This is a genomic window from Acinetobacter nosocomialis, assembly GCF_041021905.1.
Classification (GTDB): Bacteria; Pseudomonadota; Gammaproteobacteria; order Pseudomonadales; family Moraxellaceae; genus Acinetobacter; species Acinetobacter nosocomialis.
Genome location: NZ_CP157432.1, coordinates 2,799,647 through 2,822,524, shown reverse-complemented (window position 1 = coordinate 2,822,524; position 22,878 = coordinate 2,799,647). Strand labels below are relative to the sequence as shown.

Below are 22,878 nucleotides of genomic sequence, written 5' to 3'. Positions count from 1 at the left end.
GATGTAAATCATCCCTTTTTTTATGCGAAAGTATAAGAGGAAAAAAGAAAAAGGAGGAGTAGAGTCACAGGGATTAAGAGAAACAGTACATAACAATATAAAAATGCTGTAGTTATTTATTGAGAGGTTAAGAATGGACACAATGCAAGCGAAATCTACGCTTCCCTCCAAGCTGGTCTGGAGCCTAGTGGCAATTATAGGTGCAATTTCTTTTGGGATGCTGGCACTCAGTCGTGGTGAACATGTTAACGCGGTTTGGCTTGTACTGGCTGCAGCATGTGTATATAGCATCGCATATCGATTTTATAGTCTATTTATTGCAACTAAAGTATTTGAATTAAACCCAAGACGTTTAACCCCAGCCCACCGTTTAGCCGATGGTCTGGATTATGTACCCACCAATAAATATGTGCTTTTCGGTCACCACTTTGCTGCAATTGCAGGAGCAGGGCCGTTAGTTGGACCAATTCTGGCTGCACAAATGGGCTTTTTACCAGGAACGATCTGGTTATTGGTCGGTGTAGTGCTGGCGGGTGCAGTACAAGACTTTTTAGTTTTATTTATCTCAACACGCCGTGATGGTCGTTCACTTGGTGAAATGGCAAAGCAGGAGCTTGGTTCTTTTGCTGGTATTGTCGTAATGCTCGGTGCGCTTGGGGTAATGATTATTATCCTTGCCGTACTGGCGTTGGTGGTTGTTAAAGCACTTGCACATAGTCCATGGGGTGTCTTTAGTATTGCAGCAACCATTCCAATTGCATTGTTCATGGGCGTTTATATGCGCTTTATCCGTCCGGGACGTATTGCAGAAGTTTCAATTATTGGCTTTATTTTAATGATGCTGGCAATTGTCTATGGTGGACATGTTGCAGCAGACCCGTACTGGGGTGAGTTCTTCACTTTAACGGGTACACAACTTACTTGGTGTCTCATCATTTATGGTTTTATCGCATCGGTATTGCCAGTTTGGTTGTTATTAGCTCCGCGTGATTATTTATCTACCTTCCTCAAAATCGGGGTGATTCTTGGTTTGGCGGTGGGTATTATCATTGCATTACCTGAATTGAAAATGCCGGCTGTAACCCACTTCATTGATGGTACAGGTCCAGTTTTCTCAGGTAGCTTATTCCCATTCCTATTTATTACTATTGCTTGTGGTGCCATCTCTGGTTTCCATGCGCTTGTTTCTAGTGGTACAACACCAAAACTCGTCGATAACGAAGCTGACATGCGCATGATTGGCTATGGCGGTATGCTTATGGAGTCTTTTGTCGGGATCATGGCAATGATCTGTGCGACAGTGTTAGACCCAGGTGTGTACTTTGCGATTAATGCGCCAGCGGCAGTACTCGGTACAACTGTAGAAACTGCAGCAGAGGCTGTACGTAACTTAGGTTTTGTTGTTACCCCAGAAATGCTGACCGTGTTGGCTCAAGAAGTAGGTGAAAGCTCGATTCTTTCACGTACAGGTGGTGCACCTACCTTCGCTATTGGTATGGCTCATATCATTTCTGAAATTTTTAATAGCCGCCAAATGATGGCATTTTGGTATCACTTTGCCATTTTGTTTGAAGCATTGTTTATTTTAACTGCTGTCGATGCGGGTACTCGTGCTTGTCGTTTTATGGTGCAAGACACGGTAGGTATTGTTATTCCTGCGGTTAAAGCATCAGGTTCATTCTTTGGTAATTTGGTTGGTACAGCGGTTGCAGTTGGTGGATGGGGCTTCTTCGTTTATCAAGGTGTAATTGACCCACTTGGTGGTGTTAACTCATTATGGCCTCTGTTTGGTGTTGGTAACCAAATGCTAGCTTCTATGGCACTCATTTTAGGTACTGTCATTTTATTTAAAATGAAAAAAGAAAAATATGTATGGGTAACGATTATTCCAACTATTTTCTTGTTCGTGACCTGTATGACTGCGGGTTGGCAGAAGATTTTCCACGAAAACCCAAAAATTGGTTTCTTGGCGCAAGCGCATAAGTTCTCTGACGCGATTGCTCGTGGTGAAATTATTAAACCAGCCAAAACTATTGCTGAAATGCAAAACATTGTGATGTCGAATCAGATTAATGCTGCGCTTTGTGGCTTCTTTATGATTGTTTCGATTGTCATGATTATTGCCTCAATTGGTATTGTTCGCCGTGCTTTAGCGAGTCCGAAACCGACTGTAAATGAAGCGCCTGCGGTATATGCCGATCCTGAAGTGGTTACCACTCGAGGAGAATAAAGATGAATTTTAAATTTGCAAAAAATGGAACTGTCATTATTGCGAAAATCATCAAAATGACAGTGCTCTCGCAAAAAGAGCTATTACTTTCTCCAAAGAACTGGTCGCGTATAGCAACCTTGTGGCAACGTTTACAGCAAAGCTTCCGACTGATGGTTGGCGTGCCGGACTATCAAACATATTTGGAGCATATGAAAGCCCACCATCCAGATTTAACACCTATGGATGCAAAGACTTTCTATCGACATTGTGTTGATGTGCGTTATCCATCGGCAGGTGGTACTTTGAAGAAATGCCCATGTTAAGTTGAGCTTGATATTTGGTTAACTAAAGACGGTATGTGGTTGAACCATGTACCGTTTTACTTTTTGGGAAATGAAAAAGAGTTTGCTCAAAGTCTGCTCATTTGTATTTTTTTCAATGGCAAATCTCTTGTTTTGCTTTTGAAAAATGAATATGATGCTTTCCATTCTAGGTGTATAGCTCAGTTGGTTAGAGCGCTACGTTGACATCGTAGAGGTCTCCAGTTCGAGTCTGGATATACCTACCAAGATTTATAAAGGGTTTACATCGTTTTAATAACATGTAAGCCCTTTTTTTATGTATAATTTTAGGCATTATTAATAAAAAGCTCTGAGTAATCAGAGCTTTTTATTAATTAGTTATTTCAACGTAATAACAGTTTGAAGCCAGTAGGGAGTTGCGTTAACTAGAAATAGATAATCTCAATTAGTTATTAAAATATAGAAATCATTTCGATAATCATATTTTTTAATTCCATAAAACTATTTTAAGCGACAATTGTGAATGGGAATGAGCTATCTGACCGGGGCCCTTCATATACTGGATTTTGTCGGTCAGCACTTAATCTTTTTACTATAGTTGAAGCTGAATCATGGGATTTTTTAGTTGAATAAGTTGCGTAGTTTTTTTGTAGGTTGATAGTTACTAGTTTTTTATCGGCCCAATCACGTGCGGATTTAATTAAAGATGAAGTGTAATAACCTCCTCGTTTTTCATTCTCACCTGCATATTCATTAAGATCGCAAGAATTCATTACGACAAGTCCGAGATTACTTTCTTTAATTTTTTTATCAAAATATTTTCTACATTCCTGAATATCAATATATTGTGTCGTTGCACTATCATAAACCATTGATTCGAAAGCTGCTTCATTTAGGTTTTGTTCGTCTACTAATTCCCTACAACAATCTAAAATCAATGTGTGCTTAGGTGATCCTTTTCTTAATAACGTACTATCAAGTGTTTCGGATCTATTGATGGAAATTACTGTACAATCTTTACTTGTTGAATAATAACCATGGCCTGCAAAAAAAACAAAAGAGTAGTCATATTTTTCTAATTGGTTAATATTTGAAATAACTATATTTTTTGAAGGATTTGTTAAATTAATAATTTCAGATTCTTTCCATGCACCTCCTATTGCTGATTTTAGAAAGGAATTCATATTTGCTGTATCAATATTAACTCCAGGTATCTTTTTATCTGGTGATCCAATAATTAAAGCTTTACGTGAAATCATTATTTCTCTCATTTAGACTCTGTTAGTGATATTTTTTCAATCTGTGTGATAATAGATGGCATAAATCTCTCACTTGCACCTGCTAGAATAGAAAGAAGTGGAAGTAAAAAATTAGAATTTTCTATTTTAAAAACTGATGCAAAAAGAATACCTGATTTAATACCAAAAAAAACAATAAGACCTGTTATAAATCCTCCTAGAAGGCGAGAACAAGCTTCAAGTAAATGAAGATTTTTACCCGCATAACTAGCATGGCATAGTTCGCCCGATCTTATAATAATTGAAAAACAAGCTCCAATTACAGCAAAAGCTCCAGCATTTAACATTTCTATATTTTCTTTATTTATTAAACCAAAATTATTATAATTAAGAGAAATAAATAATAATATAAAGATAAATGTTAATAAGATTGTGAATGATAAATACCACTCTCTAGACTTTTCTATTAAACGGTCTGATCTAAATTTTTCAGCATCAATTAAAATTTTTTTTGCTGCTTCATAATTAAATTCAAGGCAATTTACAATTGCTTCTCCTATAATTTTTTTCAAACTTATTACAGAAGTACTACTCAATCCCTCAATAGGTTGCTGATCAAAATTTTGGCATTCACTAATATATTTATTGTGATCTGTTTTCTTCGATACATTTTCAAATGAGGTATCATACTCATCTGTGGTTTCCCAATCAATATCAGAGTAATTATTTACAAATACGATATAGTTCTTTGTTATTCTTATAATGAATTTATAATTTCCTTTATGGTGTTTCCAAATCTCAGCATAGTCACCAAAATCTTTTTCAAATGTGCATTCTTTAGAAGCATTTTTATTTTCGTTACACAAAAACATGATAAAAATTATCTTAAGTGATTGATATGATACCTATTCTATTTAAAAAAAAAGAAAAGTCATTACTGAATAACTAATTTTTCAATTTTTATAGTTTATTTTGATATGAGATATAATTATCAAGATTTATAAAGGAAATCCTTGTTAGATTAAAATTATTTAGGAAAACCCTAATTACTTAGGGCTTCATTTCATTTTTAAATTTAATTGCACGTAGATTTTCTTGCATCAATATATTTGACTTCTAAGCGATTCCCTTTATCTATTACATAAATTCTGGCATGAAAACTATTATTCATTTCTAAAACAATTTCATAAGCAACATTCTTATCAATTACTTCTAATGGTATCGCAACACAATTACTTTCTTCTATGGGGAGAGGAGCTTTTGTATAGTCAATCTTACCCAAATAAACTAGAACAAAGCTGTCAAAATTCGCATAAGTTTAAGGATTGTTTGTTGAGGTGTAACCACCTTTACAAAGCTGCTTCAAACTTAACCATCCATATAAGTACGAAAATTAATCAAGTTTAGAATTCAAATACTCTGGGAGTAGATTAATTTTTTGTGTTTATGGTCCCTTTTATTATAGGAAGTAATATCTTATTGATTATTAATGCTCTTGATTTTTATATTTTGATCAATGATAGTGGATTATAGGTATTAGTACTTCTAAATAAGAATAATAATTTCATATCAAGGAGATATGGATGAGTTCACATGAGATTGGACGTCAAAAAATGTCTGCAATGACATTGGGGGCTTTAGGGGTGGTTTTTGGTGATATCGGTACTAGCCCACTTTACGCTTTTATCCAATGTTTTCATACATCACATAATGTTCCTATAAATGAAGCGAATGTTCTAGGCATTTTATCATTGATTTTTTGGGCACTAATGATCGTGGTGTCCTTGAAATTTAGTATGTTAATTATGCGTGCTGATAATCATGGTGAGGGCGGCATTTTAGCTTTATTAGCTCTTAACATGCACAATAAGCAAATTGGGCCTAAAGTGCGCTTTGGGTTAATTACAATTGGTTTATTTGGTGCTTCATTATTTTTTGGTGATGGCATTATTACCCCAGCTATTTCTGTATTGTCAGCAGTAGAGGGATTGTCCGTAGCAACCCCTATTTTTACACCGTATGTGATACCAATTACGATTGTGATTCTAATTGGATTATTTATGATCCAGAAGAAGGGAACTGGATCCGTAGGCCGTTTTTTTGGACCTATCATGCTACTCTGGTTTTTCTCAATAGGTTTTATTGGCCTATCTCACATTATCAAGAACCCTTATATCTTGAATATGCTTAATCCGTATTGGGCTCTTCCTTTCATTGAAAATAACCCCGTGACTGCATTTGTAGTCATGGGAGCAGTTGTATTGACGATTACAGGTGGAGAGGCGCTATATGCGGATATGGGCCATTTTGGTCGTAAACCAATTCAATTGGCTTGGTTTTTGGTTGCGCTACCGTGCTTGGTATTAAACTATGCAGGACAAGGTGCGTTGATTCTGCAAAACCCGCAGGCCATCGAGAATACTTTTTTCATGATGGTACCTAAAATAGCATTATATCCTATGATTGCTTTAGCAACTGCTGCGACAGTGATTGCCTCTCAGGCAGTTATTTCAGGTGTGTTTTCTATGGCACGTCAAGCTATCCAATTAGGTTATTTACCACGTTTTGCGATTGATCATACCTCTGAATCTGAAATTGGTCAGATTTATATACCAGCATTAAACTGGATGTTGCTTGGTATGATTATGAGTTTAGTGCTTATGTTTCAATCTAGCGCTAATCTAGGTTCGGCTTATGGTATTGCAGTAACTTTGACTATGTTTTGCGATACGATTTTAGTTGCTTTCATCATGTATCACTTATGGAAATGGCCTTCGTGGGTCATGTTATTAGTTGCGATACCTTTGCTAATTCCAGATCTCCTCTTTATTGCTTCAACTTCACTAAAAATTGTAGATGGCGGCTGGTTCCCATTAATGATGGGTGCAATCACTTTTATAATTATGACAACATGGCGCCGTGGACGTGAATTACTACTGAACAAGTTGCAAAGTGACACTATGCCATTAGATTTATTTATTAAGAGCTTGGAGTCTAGTGCTTATATGGTGAGTGGAACGGCTGTATTTATGACAAGTAGTCCAAAAGTTGTTCCTCATGCTTTATTACATAATTTAAAACATAATAAAATACTGCATGAACGTAATATTTTGATCACCATAAATACTCGTGACATTCCATATGTAGATGAATCAGAACGTATTGATGTCGAAGTATTAGATAAGCACTTTTTACGTGTCAGTGCTTATTATGGATTTAAAGAGCAGCCAAATGGACCTCAAGCATTAGAACAAGCTTTAACTAAGTTGAATCAACCATATAACATTATGGACACAAGCTTTTTTGTATCACGTGAACGTGTAATTCATAACGTAGGTGACGGTATTGTTTCATGGCGTGAAAAACTGTTCATTTCTATGCAACTTAATACGAGTCCTGCTAGTGATTTCTTCCAGATACCAGCTAACCGAGTGGTAGAAATGGGGAGCCAAGTAGAGATTTAGGGATGCCTTGATTGATTTAATTTATTTTTACACTTGAATCTGATTTTTTTGTACCCATTTTTTGGTAGGGAGAAATCTTTTTAAATAGAGGAAAAAATGACTTTTGAAAATGACGGAAATTCATTTGCAGTTGAGTATCTAATAGAACTCGAAAAGAACTTTGAGAATAAAAAGAGCGAAACTTATAAGCAGGTATTGGATGCACTTGGAGAAGCCGGTGGATCGTTTGCAGTTGAGCATCTAATTAAACTTGAAAAGAACTTTGAGAATAAAAAGAGCGAAACTTATAAGCACTTAATTAATGCCATTGGTCGAGCAGGGCGTATTTGTTGATTCCTATACGTGAATGGGTGAGCAGAACTACCCACTCAATTTAATTTCATTCATGTAGACGTTTCACCGAAAGTCAAAAGTCCGCCTAGTTGCGGGCTTTTTACAATTTTAGAGCCACTCTAATTACTTCTGCAATAGTATTGGAAGTAATTCCACGTTTATGGGAATTTTTATAATAAAACCAAATACTTAATTTTTTTATTATTTTTGGAAGCATTGAAACCAACACAACATAAGGGGATATTATCTAATGTGGTGATTTTGATGTCATTGATGATTGTTCCCATGACCTTTTTTGATCTTCCGGTTCCAAACTCACAACCGCAATAGACACAGTCTTTGTCACGTTCCAAAACTAATTTTTCAATATTGTGTGGTATACCTCATGGATTAGCCAAAATTCTCTCCTTCTTTATTTTAACTACTAATTATTAGTGTTCAATTCATATCAATAATATTTATTAAAATGATCTTCTCAGTAAGGAAAGAAAATATTTTTTCCTAAATAGTACATGGGTCAATATCACTTTCTTTAACTTATAAGTCTCCTCTAATATAACTTTTCTATCTTTTTTTAAATTATCTTTGATTTCAAAATATTTTTCATGTGAACGACATTTGGAATACTGCTCTAATATTTTTATTACCGCATCAAGGTAATTTCTAGTGTGATCAAAAAGATCTACATCTAGGACTGACGAACTAATAAAATCAATAGAATTAAAAATTTCCTCATGAAGATCAAATAATTTATTTAATTCATCATCTAAAAAACTAACAGAACTACTTTTTTCTTCCAAAGTTTCTTTTCTGTAAGTTCTCTCCACTTCCTTTTCAAATCGTCTAGATTCATTATTATAATTATTCAGTAAATTAAGTAAGTTTCTAGCCTCTGAAGATATTACTTCTTTTTCTTTTTGAACATGCCAAACTAAATAAACAATGAATGCTAAAATGTAAGGTGTTGCAATTTTAATTATTTCAATGAACATTTATTTCTCAATTGGTTCTATAACTTGTTATGATTTTACATTCAATTGAAAAGAAGCTCACCTCTGATGAGGAAGTTGTAACATCAATTTATTTAATTAGTGCTTTTAAGATCGCTAAGAAATTTGCCATAGTCAATAAGCATTGATTTTGTAATCTACTACAGCATAAGTAGCTTTATGTGTACAAGCTGATATTGTTTGAAAGCTATTTAGCGCAAAATACATATTTTCAAAACCCTATACCCCCAAAAACCACCCTTTATAAACCCTCATTTAACAATCACTTATCCATTATTTATCCTTACTTTTTAATGATCTAATTTAAAGCAAATGTCATTTTGTGTGCTTGACTGCGGAAGGGTTGGGCACTATTCTTTGCCTGCTGGCCACATTGCCAGCCGGCTTTGACAGGCTGAATAATAACTCCCGCATCAGAGCTTTTCCTTCTGAGGAATAGTTTTGTGTGTGGTGGACCACTCGTTCCCTCCCGTAGCGGTAGGACGGGAGAGGGACACCTTCGGGTGTGCTAGTTTGAGTTATTACTAGTCTGTCAACCTTCTTCCGTTCTGCCACCATAATTCTATAAATGTCTGGCAGAACTCCCTATAAAAAGGAGTTGGCTTTGCACATCCATTATTTCTTGGCAGCCGTTGCCAAAAGCTATAACGACACCACTTAAAAATTTAAAGCAGCTTGATGACCTATAGGGTTTTCAGGCTTTAAGTCATTACGGCTCAAAAAACTTGCATCAACAATAAAACTTGAGATGTGCCAAGCACAGTCTTTATAGGCTTTGCTGTGCCTTTTTTTCTCCCAGAAAGGGCACAGGTTTTTTTTATCTCATTTATATACAACAAAAATTTATTTTTATAACGGTAAAACTATGCCAAATTTTATTCTCCCAACACGTGCTTTAGAAGTTGTAAAAAAAGGAATAAATTTGTTCCATCACGGTGGGTTTCACATGGTCGGTGTCGACAAAATTGTGAAAGAAACCGAAGTGAATAAAATGACGTTTTATAATTATTTTCACTCTAAAGAACGCTTCATCGAAATCTGTTTAATCGTACAAAAAGAACGCCTCCAAGACCAAGTGGTTGCACTGGTCGAATATGACCATGACACAAGCACAATCGATAAACTCAAGAAGTTGTATGTTCTACATACCGACCTAGAAGGCCCGTACTATTTATTATTTAAGGCTATTTTTGAAACTAAAAATAGTTATCCAAAAGCTTATAAAACCGCGGTGAGATACAGAACATGGCTGACCAATGAAGTTTATAGCCAGCTTAGATTACTTAAAACCGATGCTTCTTTTACCGATGCCAAACTCTTTTTATATATGATTGAGGGCGCCATTATTCAGCTTTTAAGTTCAGATAAGACAACTCAAAAAGAGAAGATGCTTGAGTATTTTCTGCGAGGACTGATTTAACACTAAATTTTATTTAAATTAAGACGAAATAAATCGAAAAGTTAATACAGATTGGATGTCTATCTATGAAGCTTTACCTAACATCATAGATAGACACCGACTTTTATTAAGCAGATAAAAACTCTATATATTTAGAAATATCAACGTTGCCACCACTAATAATGATGCCTATACGTTTGCCTTTTAACTCATGCTTTAAATTACGCGCAGCAGCAAAACCAAGACATCCTGTTGGTTCAACGACCATTTTCATTCTTTCAGCAAAAAACTTCATACAGCTAATGAGGTCTTCATCTGTGACTGTCAAAATATCATCAACTTTTTGCTGAATTATAGGGAATGTTAATTTGCCTAAATATTGCGTTTGAGCACCATCGGCAATGGTTTGTGGCGTATCAATATGAACAATTTCTCCCTTTCTAAAAGACATTTGCCCATCATTTCCTAAAGCAGGTTCAACGCCATATATTTTACAGTTCGGAGAAAGCTGGCGAGCAGAGAGGGCAGAACCTGCCAATAAACCGCCACCACCTAAACATACAAACAGGTAATCTAAATCACCCACTTCTTCAAATAACTCTTTTGCAGCAGTTCCTTGACCCGCAATCACATGCGGATGGTCATAAGATGGAATGAGTGTCAGGCCATTTTTTTCGGCAATCTCTTTACCAATTTTTTCCCGATCTTCGGTATAACGGTCAAATTCAACAATATTACCGCCGTACTCTCGGGTCGCTGCCATTTTTGCAGCAGGGGCATCTTTAGGCATGATGATTGTTGCTGGAATACCAAGAATTTTTGATGCGAGCGCAATCGCTTGTGCATGATTTCCCGAAGAGAAAGCGACCACGCCAGCTTTCTTCTGAGCTTCATTGAATTGTAAAAGCGCATTTATTGCACCACGAAATTTGAAAGCACCAACTCGCTGAAAATTCTCACATTTAAAGAATACTTCTGCTTCAAATTCATTATTAACAGTGCGTGAAGTTAAAACAGGAGTCTTATTTGCAAAACCTTTTATACGTTCAGCAGCGGCTGCGACATCTTCATAAGTGGGAAGGGTTAAATTTTTCATAATTAAACCTAATTCTATTCATGTTTTCGGATGCAAGATTTGGTATTGCTCAAGGAATACACAAGATAGTAGTCTTGTTTAGATAAAATATATATATTTAGATAAAATGTCTAATTTTATTTTCTAACGTGATAACAATGAGATATAAGATTTTGATTTACATTAAGTTTAAAATTAGATAAAAAGTCTAAATTACTATTACATGTTTCATTCTAAAGTTTGAAATAGTAAGTAAGTCATTTGGAGGAAATACCTTGGGAAATCGTGATAAACATTTGCTCACTCAACTAGATACCATCGCGAAGGGGTTAAGTGAAACGCTATTTCCTTTTTGTGAGGTCGTTGTCCATGACTTAACAAATCCTGAGCATGCCATACTCTCTATACATAACAATTTATCTGGTCGAAAAATTGGAGATCCGGCAACCGAGTTAGGGCTGGCTAGAATCATGTCTCCAGAGTTTCCAAACCTCATTTCAAACTATGCAAACCAGTTTGCTGATGGTCGGCCCGCCAAAAGTACGTCTATTGGAATTAAAGATGAAGAAGGTCAGTATGTAGCCGCTTTATGTATGAATATTGATTTAACCCTATTTAGGGGGATGCAAAGCGCTTTAGAGCAGTTTACTAAAATTGAAACTGACAACATTATTGAAAATTTAGAACCGAATGGTACAGAGGCAATTCGAAGATATATTGACCAATTTGCCTCAAAGCATGCTACGACACCGCGTATGTTAAAACTCAATGAGCGTAAACAATTAGTACATGAGTTAAAAAATAACGGTTTGTTAGATATTAAAAAGGCTGTCGAGACAGTGGCACAACATTTAGGTATATCAAGAGCCAGTGCCTATTTGTATGTAAAAGAAACTTAATAGATTTATCTTATCTACCAAAAAACAACTTGTTTATTCAACATAGCTCATTTAAATAAATGGATAGGGACACAACAAGTATCTCTATAGCCTAATCAAGGAGGTCGTTATTTGAAGTTATTTATTATTATATTTATAGCCATTTTTTCGAGTATTGGACTGATCTGTTTAATCGCGCTACTCAGAAATTTAAAAAGTTATTCACCATCGAGTGATCATGATTATTCATCTTCAACACATCATTTACACGATAATAGTTCTAGTCATCATCATAGCTCTAATTATTCAAATGATTGTTCATCGTCTTCAGACTCAGGGAGTTGCGATGGGGGCGGAGGAAGCGATTAAAAAAGCCCTTTTATATAAAAGGGCTTTTAGTTATTTAAGGTAAATCAAACCAAATGAATTGGCTGTCTTCAAGTGCATGAATCACGGCGTTATCTTCAAACACTAAAGCATCACCCGCTTTAACTTCTTGATCACCAATACGAATTACACCTGAAATGACATGAACGTAATTTACGCGTTTTGATGTTTCAACAGGAAGTTCATTTCCTTTTTCCAATACAGCAGATTTGACCTCTGCGTTTTGGCGGATGTGCATTGGGGCATTTGCATCGGGACCTGCAATTAAATGCCATTTATTTGGATCTTTACGTGGGTCCAAACTAATTTGTTGGTAATTTGGCTCGGCTTCTTTTACGTCTGGAATAATCCATATTTGTAAGAGATGTACGGGTGTATCAGTGTTATTAATTTCACTATGAGCCACGCCTGTACCAGCGCTCATAAGTTGCCATTCACCTGCCTTAATTTGGCCTTCATTTCCCATCGTGTCACGGTGTGAAATTGCACCATCGAGCACACATGTTAAAATTTCCATGTTGTCATGAGAGTGAGTGCCGAAACCATTATGGGCATCAATTTGGTCGTCATTAATCACGCGTAATGCACTTACACCCATATATTTAGGGTTATACCAGTTACCAAATGAAAAGCTATGGTAAGACTCTAACCAACCTGCTTTAACATGACCACGATCTTCACTACGATGCAAATAAGCATTCATGACTCGATCTCCTCAAATTATTATTGATCTCTTGAGGACTATGTTAAACCTGTAGAAACAAGCTAAAAATAGAGTAGATGCAACATATTGTTGCGTTTTTAATATGATCAAGGCATCTAGAAATTTTCGTTTTAAATTTTAGATATAAAAAAAGCCTGCATAAGGCAGGCTTTTTCTTTTAAAAGATTATTCTAAGAATTTAACAGTGACACCTGAACGTACTTTATTACCTAAATCGTTAGCATCCCAGTTTGTTAAACGGATACAACCGTGTGATGCAGTTTTAGAAATTAAAGACGGGTTTGGTGTACCGTGAATACCGAATGATTTTTTACTTAAACCAATCCAGATGTTACCTACAGGAGCGTTAGGACCTGGTGGTAAAGAAAGTGGTTTTAAGTTTTTACCTTGTACGAAGTTCGAAGGTGAATAGCTATACCAAGGGTTACGCGCAACACCCACTACCTTATAAGTACCGGTCGGAGATGGCGTATCAGTACTGCCAATTGTTGCAGGAAATGAGGCAATCATTTGATTGCGGCTATTAAACAGATACAACTGTTTAGCACCTTTATGCGCAATAATTAAATGAATGTCTTCTGGTAAGTCATTGCGTACGTTAGGAACAATAATTTTCTCACCAACTTTTTTGAAGGTTGCTTTTGGGTTTAGTTTCTTTAAGAAACCTTCGTCAATATGGAACTTCTCGCCCAACATTTCACTCACGCGAGTGTAATACAAACCTTTCATTTTGGCTTGTAATGCATAGTCAGAAGGAATTGACTCAGCATATGGACCTTTGAGGTCTGCATCAGTAATGGTGTATTCAATAAATGCTGGTTTTGTCTGTTTTGCAACAAGTGCATCCCAAGTTTCTTTAGTAAGTTCACCAGTAGGTGATAAACCATTCATTTGCTGGAAAGATGCAATTGCTTTAAGCGTGTTTTTACCGCTCATGCCATCAATTGCACCCGGTGAAGCATGCGCATTGTTTAGCATGACATGGGCACGTGCATAAACTGGTAATTGACCTTTACCAATATTTTCGTACCACTCAGCATTGTTTAAGCCATCTAATGTCCATGAAACGGCTGGAGCAGAAGTAGCAGTCTTAGATGCTGTTGTTGTTTTAGCTGGCGCTGTTGGTTCTGAAGCCGCAATACCTGAATCGGCATTTGGATCTTCAGCTTTTTGTAAATTTTGTAATGTTGTAGACGCTCGATTTAAGTCATTTTGTTCTTGAGCTGTAATCTGTGTCTGGGCTTGAGCTTGAGTTTGGGCTTTAACAGTTGAAGCAGCATCTACAGCAAGCGGATCAATCGGATCTTCTACAGGAGCAGATACTTTTTTAGGAGTGACTGGTTGCTCAGTTGTTGACGCAGCCAAAGCAACATTAGCAATAATACAACTTAAACTCATAGCGAGTAATGAGCGAACAAACATGTAATTCAACCTTAAGAATTTTCATATAAGCAATAGGGTAAGGAGACTGATCCTAAAGTTTATAAAATCACCGATAACGCAATGTATGCGTATTTAAGTATTGGTGAATTTAATCATTAAAGGAAGATCAATAAACCCGATGTAACATGTTGCAAGTATTGCAGAAAACCGAGCTTCTTGCAGTAGACTTTTGTGTAAATATGCATTTTTTAGTAGATTGACAAGTTTTTTGTATGAAATTGAAATTATAAAAACATTCACCTTTTTGATATGATGCTGCCACATGAAAAAGATAGAGATCGGCAATGACGACACTTAAAAATGATCGTTTCTTACGTGCTTTATTACGTGAGCCTGTAGATACCACTCCAATATGGATGATGCGCCAAGCAGGACGTTATTTGCCTGAATATCGGGAAACACGCTCAAAAGCTGGTGACTTTCTATCTTTATGCAAAAATACAGAGTTTGCTTGTGAAGTAACTTTACAACCTTTGCGTCGCTACAATTTAGACGCAGCAATTTTATTTTCAGATATTTTAACGATTCCAGATGCGTTAGGACTAGGCCTTTATTTTGAAACAGGCGAAGGCCCTAAGTTTCATAAAACGGTACGTACTGAACAAGATGTAGCAAACTTACCGAAGTTAAATGCTAAATCTGATCTTGATTATGTCATGAACGCAGTAAGCACAATTCGCTCTGCTTTAGGTGGACAAGTTCCACTCATTGGTTTTTCGGGTAGCCCTTGGACACTGGCGACTTATATGGTTGAAGGTGGGTCAAGCAAAGAGTTCCGTTTTACCAAGCAAATGATGTATGCCCAGCCTGAAGTTTTGCATGCGTTGCTTGACCATTTAGCAGATTCAGTCATTGACTACTTAAATGCGCAAATTGATGCAGGCGCTCAAGCAATTCAAATCTTTGATAGTTGGGGCGGGGCTTTAGCACACCGTGAATATGTAGAGTTCTCGCTGAACTATATGAAAAAGATTATTGCAGGTCTGCAACGTGAAAAAGATGGACGCCGTATTCCTGTCATCGTATTCACTAAAGGTGGTGGTCAGTGGCTAGAGCCAATGATTACAACAGGTGCAGATGCATTAGGTTTAGACTGGACTACACCATTAAATACAGCTCGTACAACTGTAGCAGGCCGTGTTGCCCTACAAGGAAACCTTGATCCGGCTGTTTTATATGGTTCAGCGGCTTCAATTGAAAAAGCAGTGAAAGCCATGCTAGATGATGCTTATGCAAATGGTGAGAAGACGGGCTATGTTGCAAACTTAGGCCATGGCATTACCCAATGGGTAGATCCGGCCCAGCCAAAAATCTTTGTAGATACGGTACATGAGTATAGTGCTAAATATCTAGGATAGTTTTTTGTGCAATATCTCTCTTTAACCTTACAATTTATTGGCAAGGCTGTTTCGGCAGCCTTGTTTGGTATTTTACTTCTCATTGCTTTTGCCCTAACTGCGCCGATGGGAAGCCATGAATATATGGGTTTTTATCGTTATGATTATTTACTCATCTATGCGCTCATTATTCAGATTTGTCTGTTGTATTTAAAGCTTGAGTCTTGGCAAGAAGCCAAGGTCATTGCTTTATTTCATATCATGGCAATGGTCATGGAAATCTTTTTGACACACCCTGGCATTGCTTCATGGCAATATCCGCAGCCTGCTGTGTTTAAAATTATTACTGTGCCTTTATTTGCAGGCTTTATGTACTCGGCTGTAGGTAGCTTTTTTGCTCGCTCAATCCGTTTATTTCAAGTTTCTTTTGAAAAACTTCCAAGTTTTGGAAGTATGCTTTTTCTCGCATTTTTCTCATATATTAATTTTATGAGTAAATTTTTTATACCAGATATTCGCTATATTTTATTTGCTTTTAGTGTTTATATTTTCTGGAAAACTACACTTTATTTTCAAATAAGTGAACGTAAGTTTAAAACTCCAATGCTCCCTGTGTTGGTAACACTCGCATTCATAATTTGGGTTGCTGAAAATATTAGTACATTTTATAAAATTTGGGTTTATCCAAGTCAGATCAATGCTTGGCATATGGTGGGATGGGGTAAACTTGGTTCATGGTATTTATTATTACTACTAAGTTTAGTATTAGTTCTTAAAATATTAGGTCATCGAGATAATCAAGGTAATTGGAATTTAAAATAAAAATTTCCTTTTTACTTTTTATCATATTATTTAATTTTTAATTGCTAAATGACAAGCATATCGCTATCTTTGAAGGGTGTAACAATAGTTACATATAACAATACATAAGAAACAATCAATAATGATTTTGGAGATATACATCTATGTTAAAAAAATTAGCTTTAGCTGCTTTGTTAGCAGCTGGTTCAAGTGTTGCTATGGCTGATAACGATGTAGGTTGTGGTGTGGGTACGCAAGTATGGGCTGGCCAAAAAGGAGTGGTGCCTAAAATTCTTGCTGCAACAACAAACGGTATTTTTACTAACCAATTATTAGGTATTACTTTCGGTACTTTAGGTTGCCGTCAAGGCGGAACAGTAACAGCTCAAGTTGTTACCTTCACAAATGAAAATGCAGAAGCTTTAGCGCGTGATATGGCTGTAGGCCAAGGTGAGAGCCTGAACGTACTTGCTGAGTTAATGCAAATTAAACCACAAGACAAAGACCGTTTCTTCAAAGTTTCAAAAGCAAACTTCGGTGAAATCTATTCAACAAACAACCAAAACACACTTCAAGTATTAGCATCATTACAAAACGTAATGGCTAAAGACGAAGTTTTAAAAGCTTACGTATAAGTTTGAAATTGAAAACCCTGCCATTTGGCAGGGTTTTTCTTATATTTAATGATAAAAATTGATGAGCTTAATGAAATCGGTTGCTTTAATTTTTGCCTCATTGGCAGTTAATATTGCGTATTCAGCAGAAATAAATCCATCTATTCAAAACTACTGGTCTATTGCAGAACAAAAAAAATTAGATCAAGACATTACATGGCAACGGCTCATGTATGCCAATAAAAACCAGAAGAGTGAAGTAAGTTATTCAGGTTATTTTATTGCTGCAAATGGGAAAAATAATTTAAAAGAAGAACAGAAAGCTGATATCGCTGCATTATTTACACCAGCCCCAGACAACCAGTCAATACGTTGTAAATTTCCGGCACGTAGTCAGTGGCTTATAAAGCAATTAGGCATTCAGGAAAATGAATTGCCGCAAGTAAAATGTTCAGAGTTTGAAAACTGGATTGGCCAGATTAAGCCTTATAAAGCGACTTTAATTTATGCGACTGATTTTATGGGCAATCCAAGCTCAATGTTTGGACATACCTTATTGCGTTTAGACCCTAAAGATCAAAAGCAGTTAAACCTCGTTTCTTACGCTGTAAATTATGCGGCCACTGTCGCAGGCAATGACAACTGGTCATATGCTTGGAAAGGCTTAACAGGGCAGTATCCGGGTGAATATTCACTTATGCCTTATTATCGTAAGGTAAAAGAGTATGGTGATTTTGAAAGCCGTGATTTATGGGAATATGAGTTAAATCTATCCCCTGAAGAAACACGTTTTTTGGTGAGCCATATTTGGGAAATGCAACATGTGAGCTTTCCTTATTACTTTGTAAGTGACAACTGTGCCTATCGGTTACTGGGCTTAGTCGATTTAGTTAAACCTGAGTCTCATCTACAAGAAAAGTTTAATTATGCTTCTATTCCAATGGAAACCATTAAAGCGATGCAACAGCAAGGACTCACCAAAGCTCCTGTTTATCGACCCGCTTTAGAAACTCAATTATTGGCCCAAGCTCATCAACATGGTGCGTCTTTAGCAAAAGTTGCTCATCAAGTAGCAATGAAGCCAATTCAACAGTCTACAGAAACACTTAAATCATTTAGCCCATCAGATCAGGCCAAAATTCTTGAGATGGCTTACGATGATTTATATCTACAATTTATTGGTCGCAAAGTTGAAGAAAGCTTTGCCCAGCCACAGCTTAGACAGCTTTTAGCACTACGAAGTCAGATTGATTTAGATAAACAGCGCCAAGAACCGAAACGACCTTCTACGGAGCCAACACAAGGGCATAATGCACGTAATGTTTCGCTAAAACTGGGCGAAGTGCAAGGTGACAAGTTTATCGAGATAGGTCATAGACAGGCTTATCATGACTTAATAGATCCTCAAGGCGGATACCGTGCCGGTACTCAATTATTATTTTTAAATGGTAATGCGCAGTGGCGTAACGATCATCTAAAACTTGAGCATCTTGATCTGTTAGAAGTGAACTCCTATAACCCGATTCAACCATTTAAAACACCGCTGACTTGGGGATTTAACTTAGGTTGGCGTCAGGAAGCGGTTCATGACGGTGTTTATAGTGATGAAAAGCAGCATGGCGTCGCGAGTTTTAATGCTCAGGTTGGTTACAGTCTTGCAGATTATGAGCGCAAACATATTTGCTATGGGCAGGTACAAACTTACCTCCAAGCGGGTTCAAATTTAGATAAAGGTTGGCGTGTAGGAGTAGGGCCGACATTAGGGTGTATGAATCAATGGTTTGAAAAGTTTAACTCAGTGGTGCAAGTGGAGTTGCCATATTGGGAAGACAAAAACCAATGGAACTTACGTTTAAATACACAGTGGCAATATGCCATTAATAGCAATAATGCTATTCGGCTTAATTGGGATTATGAAAAACAGAATCATCTGGACTGGATGAAATCAAGTCTTGGATATGTTTGGTTCTTTTAAATCATATATTCATAAAAAAGAGAGAAATAGATGAAGACTATTTCTCTCTTTTTGTTTTAGGGAAAAATTATTTCTTTATTGCATTTAGCACAGCATAAGCTGCTTTAATGCGTTCTTCATTTGGAATGCGTTTATTGGTTAACATGACTAAACCAATATTTTCTTTAGGAATAAATACGACATAGGTTCCGAAACCATTTGTTGAACCAGTTTTGTGGTACATCTTAACTGAAGGTTCTTTTGAAATAGCAGTCACTTTATTAGGTTTCATCACAATCTGTTCTGAATTACTGTCTAATAAAGTTTGTAACGTTGCCGGATAAGCAAACTCTTCCCAACCGAGTGCCTGATACATACTATTTACTTGATAGCGACCTTGATGCGTCTCATTAATTGCACGTTGAATATTTGCCGGATATTTCTGTGGGTTCAGGTTGGCATGAATAAAGCTCAGCATGTCGGGTAGGGTCGATTTGACGCCGTATGCTGGGGCATCGAGTGGGCCAGGGTTAACTCGAATTGGCTGATTTTCTTGGTTATAACCAAATGCATAGTTTTGCATCTGAGTTTTAGGCACATTGACATAGCTATGTTTTAAGCCAAGGTCCGGAAAAATCGTTTTTTCCAAGACCTGACTAAAAGGCTGCTTCATTGATAAACCAACTATTTCCCCAAATAGGCCAATACTTGGGTTTGAATATTGTCTATATTCACCGATTGGGTTTTTAGGTTTCCAATCTTTAAAAAAAGTTAAAACCTGTTGATCTGTTTGTACTTCATCTGGGAATTGCAAAGCGAGGTTACCACTTGTATAGGTGGCAAGTTGAAGTAAATTGACCTGATCAATTGGGGTGTTTTTTAACTCTTTCCAGTATTTGCCCGGCGTATCATCAAAAGAGATTTTTCCTGTATTTTTTGCATAAGCACCTGCCGTCGCAGTAAATAACTTACTGACAGAACCTAGCTCAAAAATGGTATTGCTATTTACAGCTTTTTTATCTTGAACGGATTGTAGGCCATAATACGTTTCATATTTTTTATTGTTTTGAATAATACCTACCGCCATACCCGGTACATTATATTTTTCTAATAAGGGTTTAAAATTTTGATCTACCAATTGTTTAATTTCTTGGTCTTTAGAAGTATTGCCCGCATAAATTGAGGTATTAAAAATAAAAAGAGAAGGTAAAAGTAAGTAAGAAATTTTTTTAAATCGCATGATTCGCTCATAAATCATTTAAAAAGAAAGATGCGTACTTTTATAACAAAAATCATCTAATTTAATTGTTATGTTTTATAGAGTTGGATTGAAGGTTTATAGAGTTCAGCTATAAAAAAAGCCCAACATTGTCGGGCTTTTTGCAGTAAAACTATATTAGTAGCTTTCTGGTACAGCACTTAAAAATTCACGGCGTGCTTCTTTATCGGTTTTAAAATCTCCGACAAATGAAACTGTACGAGTAGTAGATTCTTGTTTACCTACACCACGCATCATCATGCACATATGTGCAGAGTCAATGACTACAGCAACCCCACGAGCGCCAGTGACTTCTGCAACAGCTTCAGCGATTTGCTGAGTTAAGTTTTCCTGAATTTGCAAACGACGAGCAAACATCTCAGTAATACGTGCAAATTTAGACAAGCCAAGCACTTTGCCTTCTGGTAAATAGGCAACATGAACACGGCCATAGAATGGAAGGAGATGGTGTTCGCAGAGCGAATAAAATTCAATATTCTTCACCAATACCATTTCATGGTTATCTGATGGGAAAACAGCATTATTGGTGACTTCTTCTAAAGTTTTACTATAGCCAGAAGTTAAATATGAAAAAGCTTTAGCCGCACGCACAGGCGTATCTTTAAGGCCGGGACGATTAAGATCTTCACCGACGGCAGTCAGAATATTTGCGTACGATTGCTGCATTGACATAAGACGTATAAATTTACTCTATTAGACAAGCTCGGCATTGTATCAGAAACATGCCGTGATGTTCATAAATCCTCACACTATATTTATTTTGGTTTTGCGCACGCTTAGTAAAAGATGAATAAAATTCATGTTTTTTATCGTTAAGAGTCAAGTGGTTGGATATGAAATGTGCGTTTAATATAGGTAAGTTCTAAATGATCGCTTCATGGCATCATATTTGCACAAAAGCATTATTATAAAACATAAGGATAAAACATGTCAGAACGTCCAATCACCTTCTTTTTTCGTGGCGGTCAGCAGCAAGTAGAAAATGTTCTACCCACAATGACGGTTTTACAGTTTCTACGAGAATATACCCAAACTGGTAAAACCAGACAGACTGGTACAAAAGAGGGCTGTGCTGAGGGCGATTGTGGTGCATGCACAGTAGTGATTGGTGAGTTGGTCAATGACAGCTTGCAATTGCGGAGCGTGAATGCGTGTATTCAGTTTTTACCGACGTTAGATGGCAAAGCGCTATTTACAGTAGAAGACCTTCATAGCTTATTGCCTGTACAAGATGGCACGCTTCATCCGGTACAACAGGCGATGGTCGATATGCATGGTTCACAATGCGGTTTTTGTACACCCGGTTTTATCATGTCGTTATGGTCAATGTACGAAAATGAACAACAGCCCCCAAGCAAAGATAAAATCAGTGATTATCTTTCTGGAAACTTATGTCGCTGTACGGGTTATCGCCCTATTTTAGATGCAGCACAAAAAGCTTATGACTATCCACGTGTGGCATTAAAGCGTCAAAAAGTAATTGATGTATTAAAAGAGATCAAAGCTTTACCCGCACTGCATTTGAATGATCAAAAGCAGCAATTTTTTGCACCCAAGACTTTGCAAGATTTTGCTGCTTTACGTTTACAGCTACCGCATGCGCGTATTGTTGCAGGGAGTACCGATGTCGGTTTGTGGGTAACAAAGCAGGGCCGTGATTTGGGCGATATGCTTTATATCGGTCAGGTTGAAGAACTCAAAAAGATTGTAGTCACAGACCATGCTTTAACGATTGGGGCAAATGTAAGTTTGAGTGATGCACTCATTAAAATTTCAGAGTTTTATCCCGACTTTCAAGAATTACAGCGCCGTTTTGCTTCCATGCCTATTAAAAATGCAGGAACGTTAGGGGGAAATATTGCCAATGGTTCGCCGATTGGCGATTCAATGCCGGCATTAATTACGCTAGGTACGCGATTGATTTTGCGCGTTGGTGAGCAGACCCGTGAAATTGCTTTGGAAGACTTTTATTTAGATTATCAAAAAACAGCATTACGACTTGGTGAGTTTGTTGAGACGATTGTTATTCCACTTCGTGAAGGGCAGACACGTTTTAAATTTGTCAGCTATAAAATTGCCAAACGATTTGAGCAAGATATTTCTGCGGTATGTGCAGCCATTTCATGTGAGCTAGATAATGATGGTGTCGCTCACAATGTGAAAATTGCTTTTGGTGGCATGGCTGCTATTCCCAAACGTGCAAAATATACAGAAGCCATATTGGAAGGCCAACAACTTACAACAGAATTGATCGTTCAGGCACAAGAAGCATTGTCGCAAGACTATCAGCCTTTAGATGATGGACGTGCTAGTTCTGCATATCGTTTACACGTCGCGAAAAACTGTTTACAGCGTTTTTATGTAGAAAAAGTCCTGTCTCGGACAATCACTCGAGTAAATGACTTGATTGCTATGGTGGAGATCTGAC

General features: G+C 36.9%; 20 protein-coding genes, 1 tRNA gene and 1 pseudogene. 13 read left to right on the top strand and 9 right to left on the bottom strand.

From position 1 onward, the window contains the following. The first annotated feature begins 133 nt into the window (after positions 1-133). The 3 genes from ABLC00_RS13165 (at position 134) to ABLC00_RS13155 (ending at position 2,780) form a co-directional block, all read left to right on the top strand. A complete protein-coding gene (locus ABLC00_RS13165; RefSeq protein WP_033854306.1) occupies positions 134-2,230 on the top strand; it encodes a carbon starvation CstA family protein in 2,097 nt (698 codons plus the stop codon). A gap of 2 nt (positions 2,231-2,232) precedes the next feature. Next, a complete protein-coding gene (locus ABLC00_RS13160; protein ID WP_002052430.1) occupies positions 2,233-2,535 on the top strand; it encodes a YbdD/YjiX family protein in 303 nt (100 codons plus the stop codon). Between the two features lie 168 nt (positions 2,536-2,703). Beyond that, positions 2,704-2,780 (top strand) — tRNA-Val (locus ABLC00_RS13155). A gap of 240 nt (positions 2,781-3,020) precedes the next feature. Here ABLC00_RS13155 and ABLC00_RS13150 read toward each other — a convergent pair. The 3 genes and pseudogenes from ABLC00_RS13150 to ABLC00_RS13140 all read right to left on the bottom strand — a co-directional run. Then, entirely contained in the window at positions 3,021-3,773 is a 753-nt protein-coding gene (locus ABLC00_RS13150) for a caspase family protein (RefSeq protein WP_050675164.1), read from the bottom strand. Between the two features lie 8 nt (positions 3,774-3,781). Next, the gene (locus ABLC00_RS13145; RefSeq protein ID WP_033846071.1) at positions 3,782-4,624 is read right to left on the bottom strand and encodes a hypothetical protein; all 843 of its coding nucleotides are present in this window, start codon (positions 4,622-4,624) and stop codon (positions 3,782-3,784) included. Between the two features lie 203 nt (positions 4,625-4,827). Next, positions 4,828-5,085, bottom strand: a pseudogene (locus ABLC00_RS13140) (NF045616 family extracytoplasmic (lipo)protein); the annotation flags it as partial. A 250-nt stretch (positions 5,086-5,335) separates the two neighbouring features. Here ABLC00_RS13140 and ABLC00_RS13135 point away from each other — a divergent pair. Both ABLC00_RS13135 and ABLC00_RS13130 read left to right on the top strand, forming a co-directional pair. Further along, on the top strand, positions 5,336-7,216 hold the full coding sequence (locus ABLC00_RS13135; RefSeq protein WP_044422547.1) for a potassium transporter Kup: 1,881 nt from the start codon (positions 5,336-5,338) through the stop codon (positions 7,214-7,216). Positions 7,217-7,312: 96 nt separating this feature from the next. Further along, positions 7,313-7,549, top strand: coding sequence for a hypothetical protein (locus tag ABLC00_RS13130; RefSeq protein WP_033846070.1), 237 nt, complete (start codon positions 7,313-7,315; stop codon positions 7,547-7,549). 461 nt (positions 7,550-8,010) lie between these two features. On the opposite strand, the gene ABLC00_RS13125 is transcribed toward ABLC00_RS13130, so the two are convergent. Next, positions 8,011-8,541: a hypothetical protein gene (locus tag ABLC00_RS13125; protein ID WP_033846069.1), complete on the bottom strand. Its 531-nt coding sequence runs from the start codon at positions 8,539-8,541 to the stop codon at positions 8,011-8,013. Between the two features lie 883 nt (positions 8,542-9,424). Between ABLC00_RS13125 and ABLC00_RS13120 the strand changes: the two genes are divergently transcribed. Beyond that, positions 9,425-9,979: a TetR/AcrR family transcriptional regulator gene (locus tag ABLC00_RS13120; RefSeq protein ID WP_032010270.1), complete on the top strand. Its 555-nt coding sequence runs from the start codon at positions 9,425-9,427 to the stop codon at positions 9,977-9,979. Between the two features lie 106 nt (positions 9,980-10,085). Here the strand turns inward: ABLC00_RS13120 and ABLC00_RS13115 are convergent, their stop codons facing one another. Next, a complete protein-coding gene (locus ABLC00_RS13115; RefSeq protein ID WP_033846068.1) occupies positions 10,086-11,054 on the bottom strand; it encodes a threo-3-hydroxy-L-aspartate ammonia-lyase in 969 nt (322 codons plus the stop codon). Positions 11,055-11,308: 254 nt separating this feature from the next. Here ABLC00_RS13115 and ABLC00_RS13110 point away from each other — a divergent pair, with 254 nt between their 5' ends. Both ABLC00_RS13110 and ABLC00_RS13105 read left to right on the top strand, forming a co-directional pair. Beyond that, entirely contained in the window at positions 11,309-11,932 is a 624-nt protein-coding gene (locus ABLC00_RS13110) for a transcriptional regulator (protein WP_002052706.1), read from the top strand. 111 nt (positions 11,933-12,043) lie between these two features. After that, positions 12,044-12,280 (top strand): hypothetical protein, encoded by a 237-nt coding sequence (locus ABLC00_RS13105; RefSeq protein ID WP_079377406.1) that lies wholly within the window; start codon positions 12,044-12,046, stop codon positions 12,278-12,280. A 34-nt stretch (positions 12,281-12,314) separates the two neighbouring features. On the opposite strand, the gene ABLC00_RS13100 is transcribed toward ABLC00_RS13105, so the two are convergent. After that, complete coding sequence (locus tag ABLC00_RS13100) at positions 12,315-13,001, bottom strand: pirin family protein (RefSeq protein WP_004707698.1); 687 nt, start codon at positions 12,999-13,001, stop codon at positions 12,315-12,317. A gap of 186 nt (positions 13,002-13,187) precedes the next feature. Then, positions 13,188-14,444 (bottom strand): L,D-transpeptidase, encoded by a 1,257-nt coding sequence (locus ABLC00_RS13095; RefSeq protein WP_002052477.1) that lies wholly within the window; start codon positions 14,442-14,444, stop codon positions 13,188-13,190. 305 nt (positions 14,445-14,749) lie between these two features. Here ABLC00_RS13095 and hemE point away from each other — a divergent pair, with 305 nt between their 5' ends. The 4 genes from hemE to ABLC00_RS13075 all read left to right on the top strand — a co-directional run bounded on the left by hemE (position 14,750) and on the right by ABLC00_RS13075 (position 19,192). Next, positions 14,750-15,823 (top strand): uroporphyrinogen decarboxylase, encoded by a 1,074-nt coding sequence (hemE, locus tag ABLC00_RS13090; protein ID WP_033846067.1) that lies wholly within the window; start codon positions 14,750-14,752, stop codon positions 15,821-15,823. A gap of 6 nt (positions 15,824-15,829) precedes the next feature. Then, positions 15,830-16,624, top strand: a complete 795-nt coding sequence (locus ABLC00_RS13085; protein ID WP_033846066.1) for a DUF817 family protein — start codon at positions 15,830-15,832, stop codon at positions 16,622-16,624. A gap of 143 nt (positions 16,625-16,767) precedes the next feature. Next, positions 16,768-17,238 carry a DUF3015 family protein gene (locus ABLC00_RS13080; RefSeq protein ID WP_000914200.1) on the top strand — a complete coding sequence of 157 codons (471 nt, stop codon included), beginning with the start codon at positions 16,768-16,770 and terminating at the stop codon, positions 17,236-17,238. Between the two features lie 61 nt (positions 17,239-17,299). Continuing rightward, positions 17,300-19,192 carry a DUF4105 domain-containing protein gene (locus ABLC00_RS13075; RefSeq protein WP_033846065.1) on the top strand — a complete coding sequence of 631 codons (1,893 nt, stop codon included), beginning with the start codon at positions 17,300-17,302 and terminating at the stop codon, positions 19,190-19,192. Positions 19,193-19,259: 67 nt separating this feature from the next. Here ABLC00_RS13075 and blaADC read toward each other — a convergent pair whose 3' ends face one another. After that, the gene (blaADC, locus tag ABLC00_RS13070) at positions 19,260-20,411 is read right to left on the bottom strand and encodes an ADC family extended-spectrum class C beta-lactamase (protein WP_033854308.1); all 1,152 of its coding nucleotides are present in this window, start codon (positions 20,409-20,411) and stop codon (positions 19,260-19,262) included. Between the two features lie 156 nt (positions 20,412-20,567). Then, positions 20,568-21,116 (bottom strand): GTP cyclohydrolase I FolE, encoded by a 549-nt coding sequence (folE, locus tag ABLC00_RS13065; RefSeq protein ID WP_001187844.1) that lies wholly within the window; start codon positions 21,114-21,116, stop codon positions 20,568-20,570. Positions 21,117-21,377: 261 nt separating this feature from the next. Between folE and xdhA the strand changes: the two genes are divergently transcribed. Beyond that, positions 21,378-22,877 carry a xanthine dehydrogenase small subunit gene (xdhA, locus tag ABLC00_RS13060; protein WP_033846064.1) on the top strand — a complete coding sequence of 500 codons (1,500 nt, stop codon included), beginning with the start codon at positions 21,378-21,380 and terminating at the stop codon, positions 22,875-22,877. Position 22,878 lies beyond the last annotated feature (1 nt).

Coding starts and splice junctions, on each gene's coding strand:
- ABLC00_RS13165 (WP_033854306.1), top strand. CDS start 134: ATGGACACAATGCAAGCGAAATCTACGCTTCCCTCCAAGCTGGTCTGG.
- ABLC00_RS13160 (WP_002052430.1), top strand. CDS start 2,233: ATGAATTTTAAATTTGCAAAAAATGGAACTGTCATTATTGCGAAAATC.
- ABLC00_RS13150 (WP_050675164.1), bottom strand. CDS start 3,773: ATGATTTCACGTAAAGCTTTAATTATTGGATCACCAGATAAAAAGATA.
- ABLC00_RS13145 (WP_033846071.1), bottom strand. CDS start 4,624: ATGTTTTTGTGTAACGAAAATAAAAATGCTTCTAAAGAATGCACATTT.
- ABLC00_RS13135 (WP_044422547.1), top strand. CDS start 5,336: ATGAGTTCACATGAGATTGGACGTCAAAAAATGTCTGCAATGACATTG.
- ABLC00_RS13130 (WP_033846070.1), top strand. CDS start 7,313: ATGACTTTTGAAAATGACGGAAATTCATTTGCAGTTGAGTATCTAATA.
- ABLC00_RS13125 (WP_033846069.1), bottom strand. CDS start 8,541: ATGTTCATTGAAATAATTAAAATTGCAACACCTTACATTTTAGCATTC.
- ABLC00_RS13120 (WP_032010270.1), top strand. CDS start 9,425: ATGCCAAATTTTATTCTCCCAACACGTGCTTTAGAAGTTGTAAAAAAA.
- ABLC00_RS13115 (WP_033846068.1), bottom strand. CDS start 11,054: ATGAAAAATTTAACCCTTCCCACTTATGAAGATGTCGCAGCCGCTGCT.
- ABLC00_RS13100 (WP_004707698.1), bottom strand. CDS start 13,001: ATGAATGCTTATTTGCATCGTAGTGAAGATCGTGGTCATGTTAAAGCA.
- ABLC00_RS13095 (WP_002052477.1), bottom strand. CDS start 14,444: ATGTTTGTTCGCTCATTACTCGCTATGAGTTTAAGTTGTATTATTGCT.
- hemE (WP_033846067.1), top strand. CDS start 14,750: ATGACGACACTTAAAAATGATCGTTTCTTACGTGCTTTATTACGTGAG.
- ABLC00_RS13080 (WP_000914200.1), top strand. CDS start 16,768: ATGTTAAAAAAATTAGCTTTAGCTGCTTTGTTAGCAGCTGGTTCAAGT.
- ABLC00_RS13075 (WP_033846065.1), top strand. CDS start 17,300: ATGAGCTTAATGAAATCGGTTGCTTTAATTTTTGCCTCATTGGCAGTT.
- blaADC (WP_033854308.1), bottom strand. CDS start 20,411: ATGCGATTTAAAAAAATTTCTTACTTACTTTTACCTTCTCTTTTTATT.
- folE (WP_001187844.1), bottom strand. CDS start 21,116: ATGCAGCAATCGTACGCAAATATTCTGACTGCCGTCGGTGAAGATCTT.
- xdhA (WP_033846064.1), top strand. CDS start 21,378: ATGTCAGAACGTCCAATCACCTTCTTTTTTCGTGGCGGTCAGCAGCAA.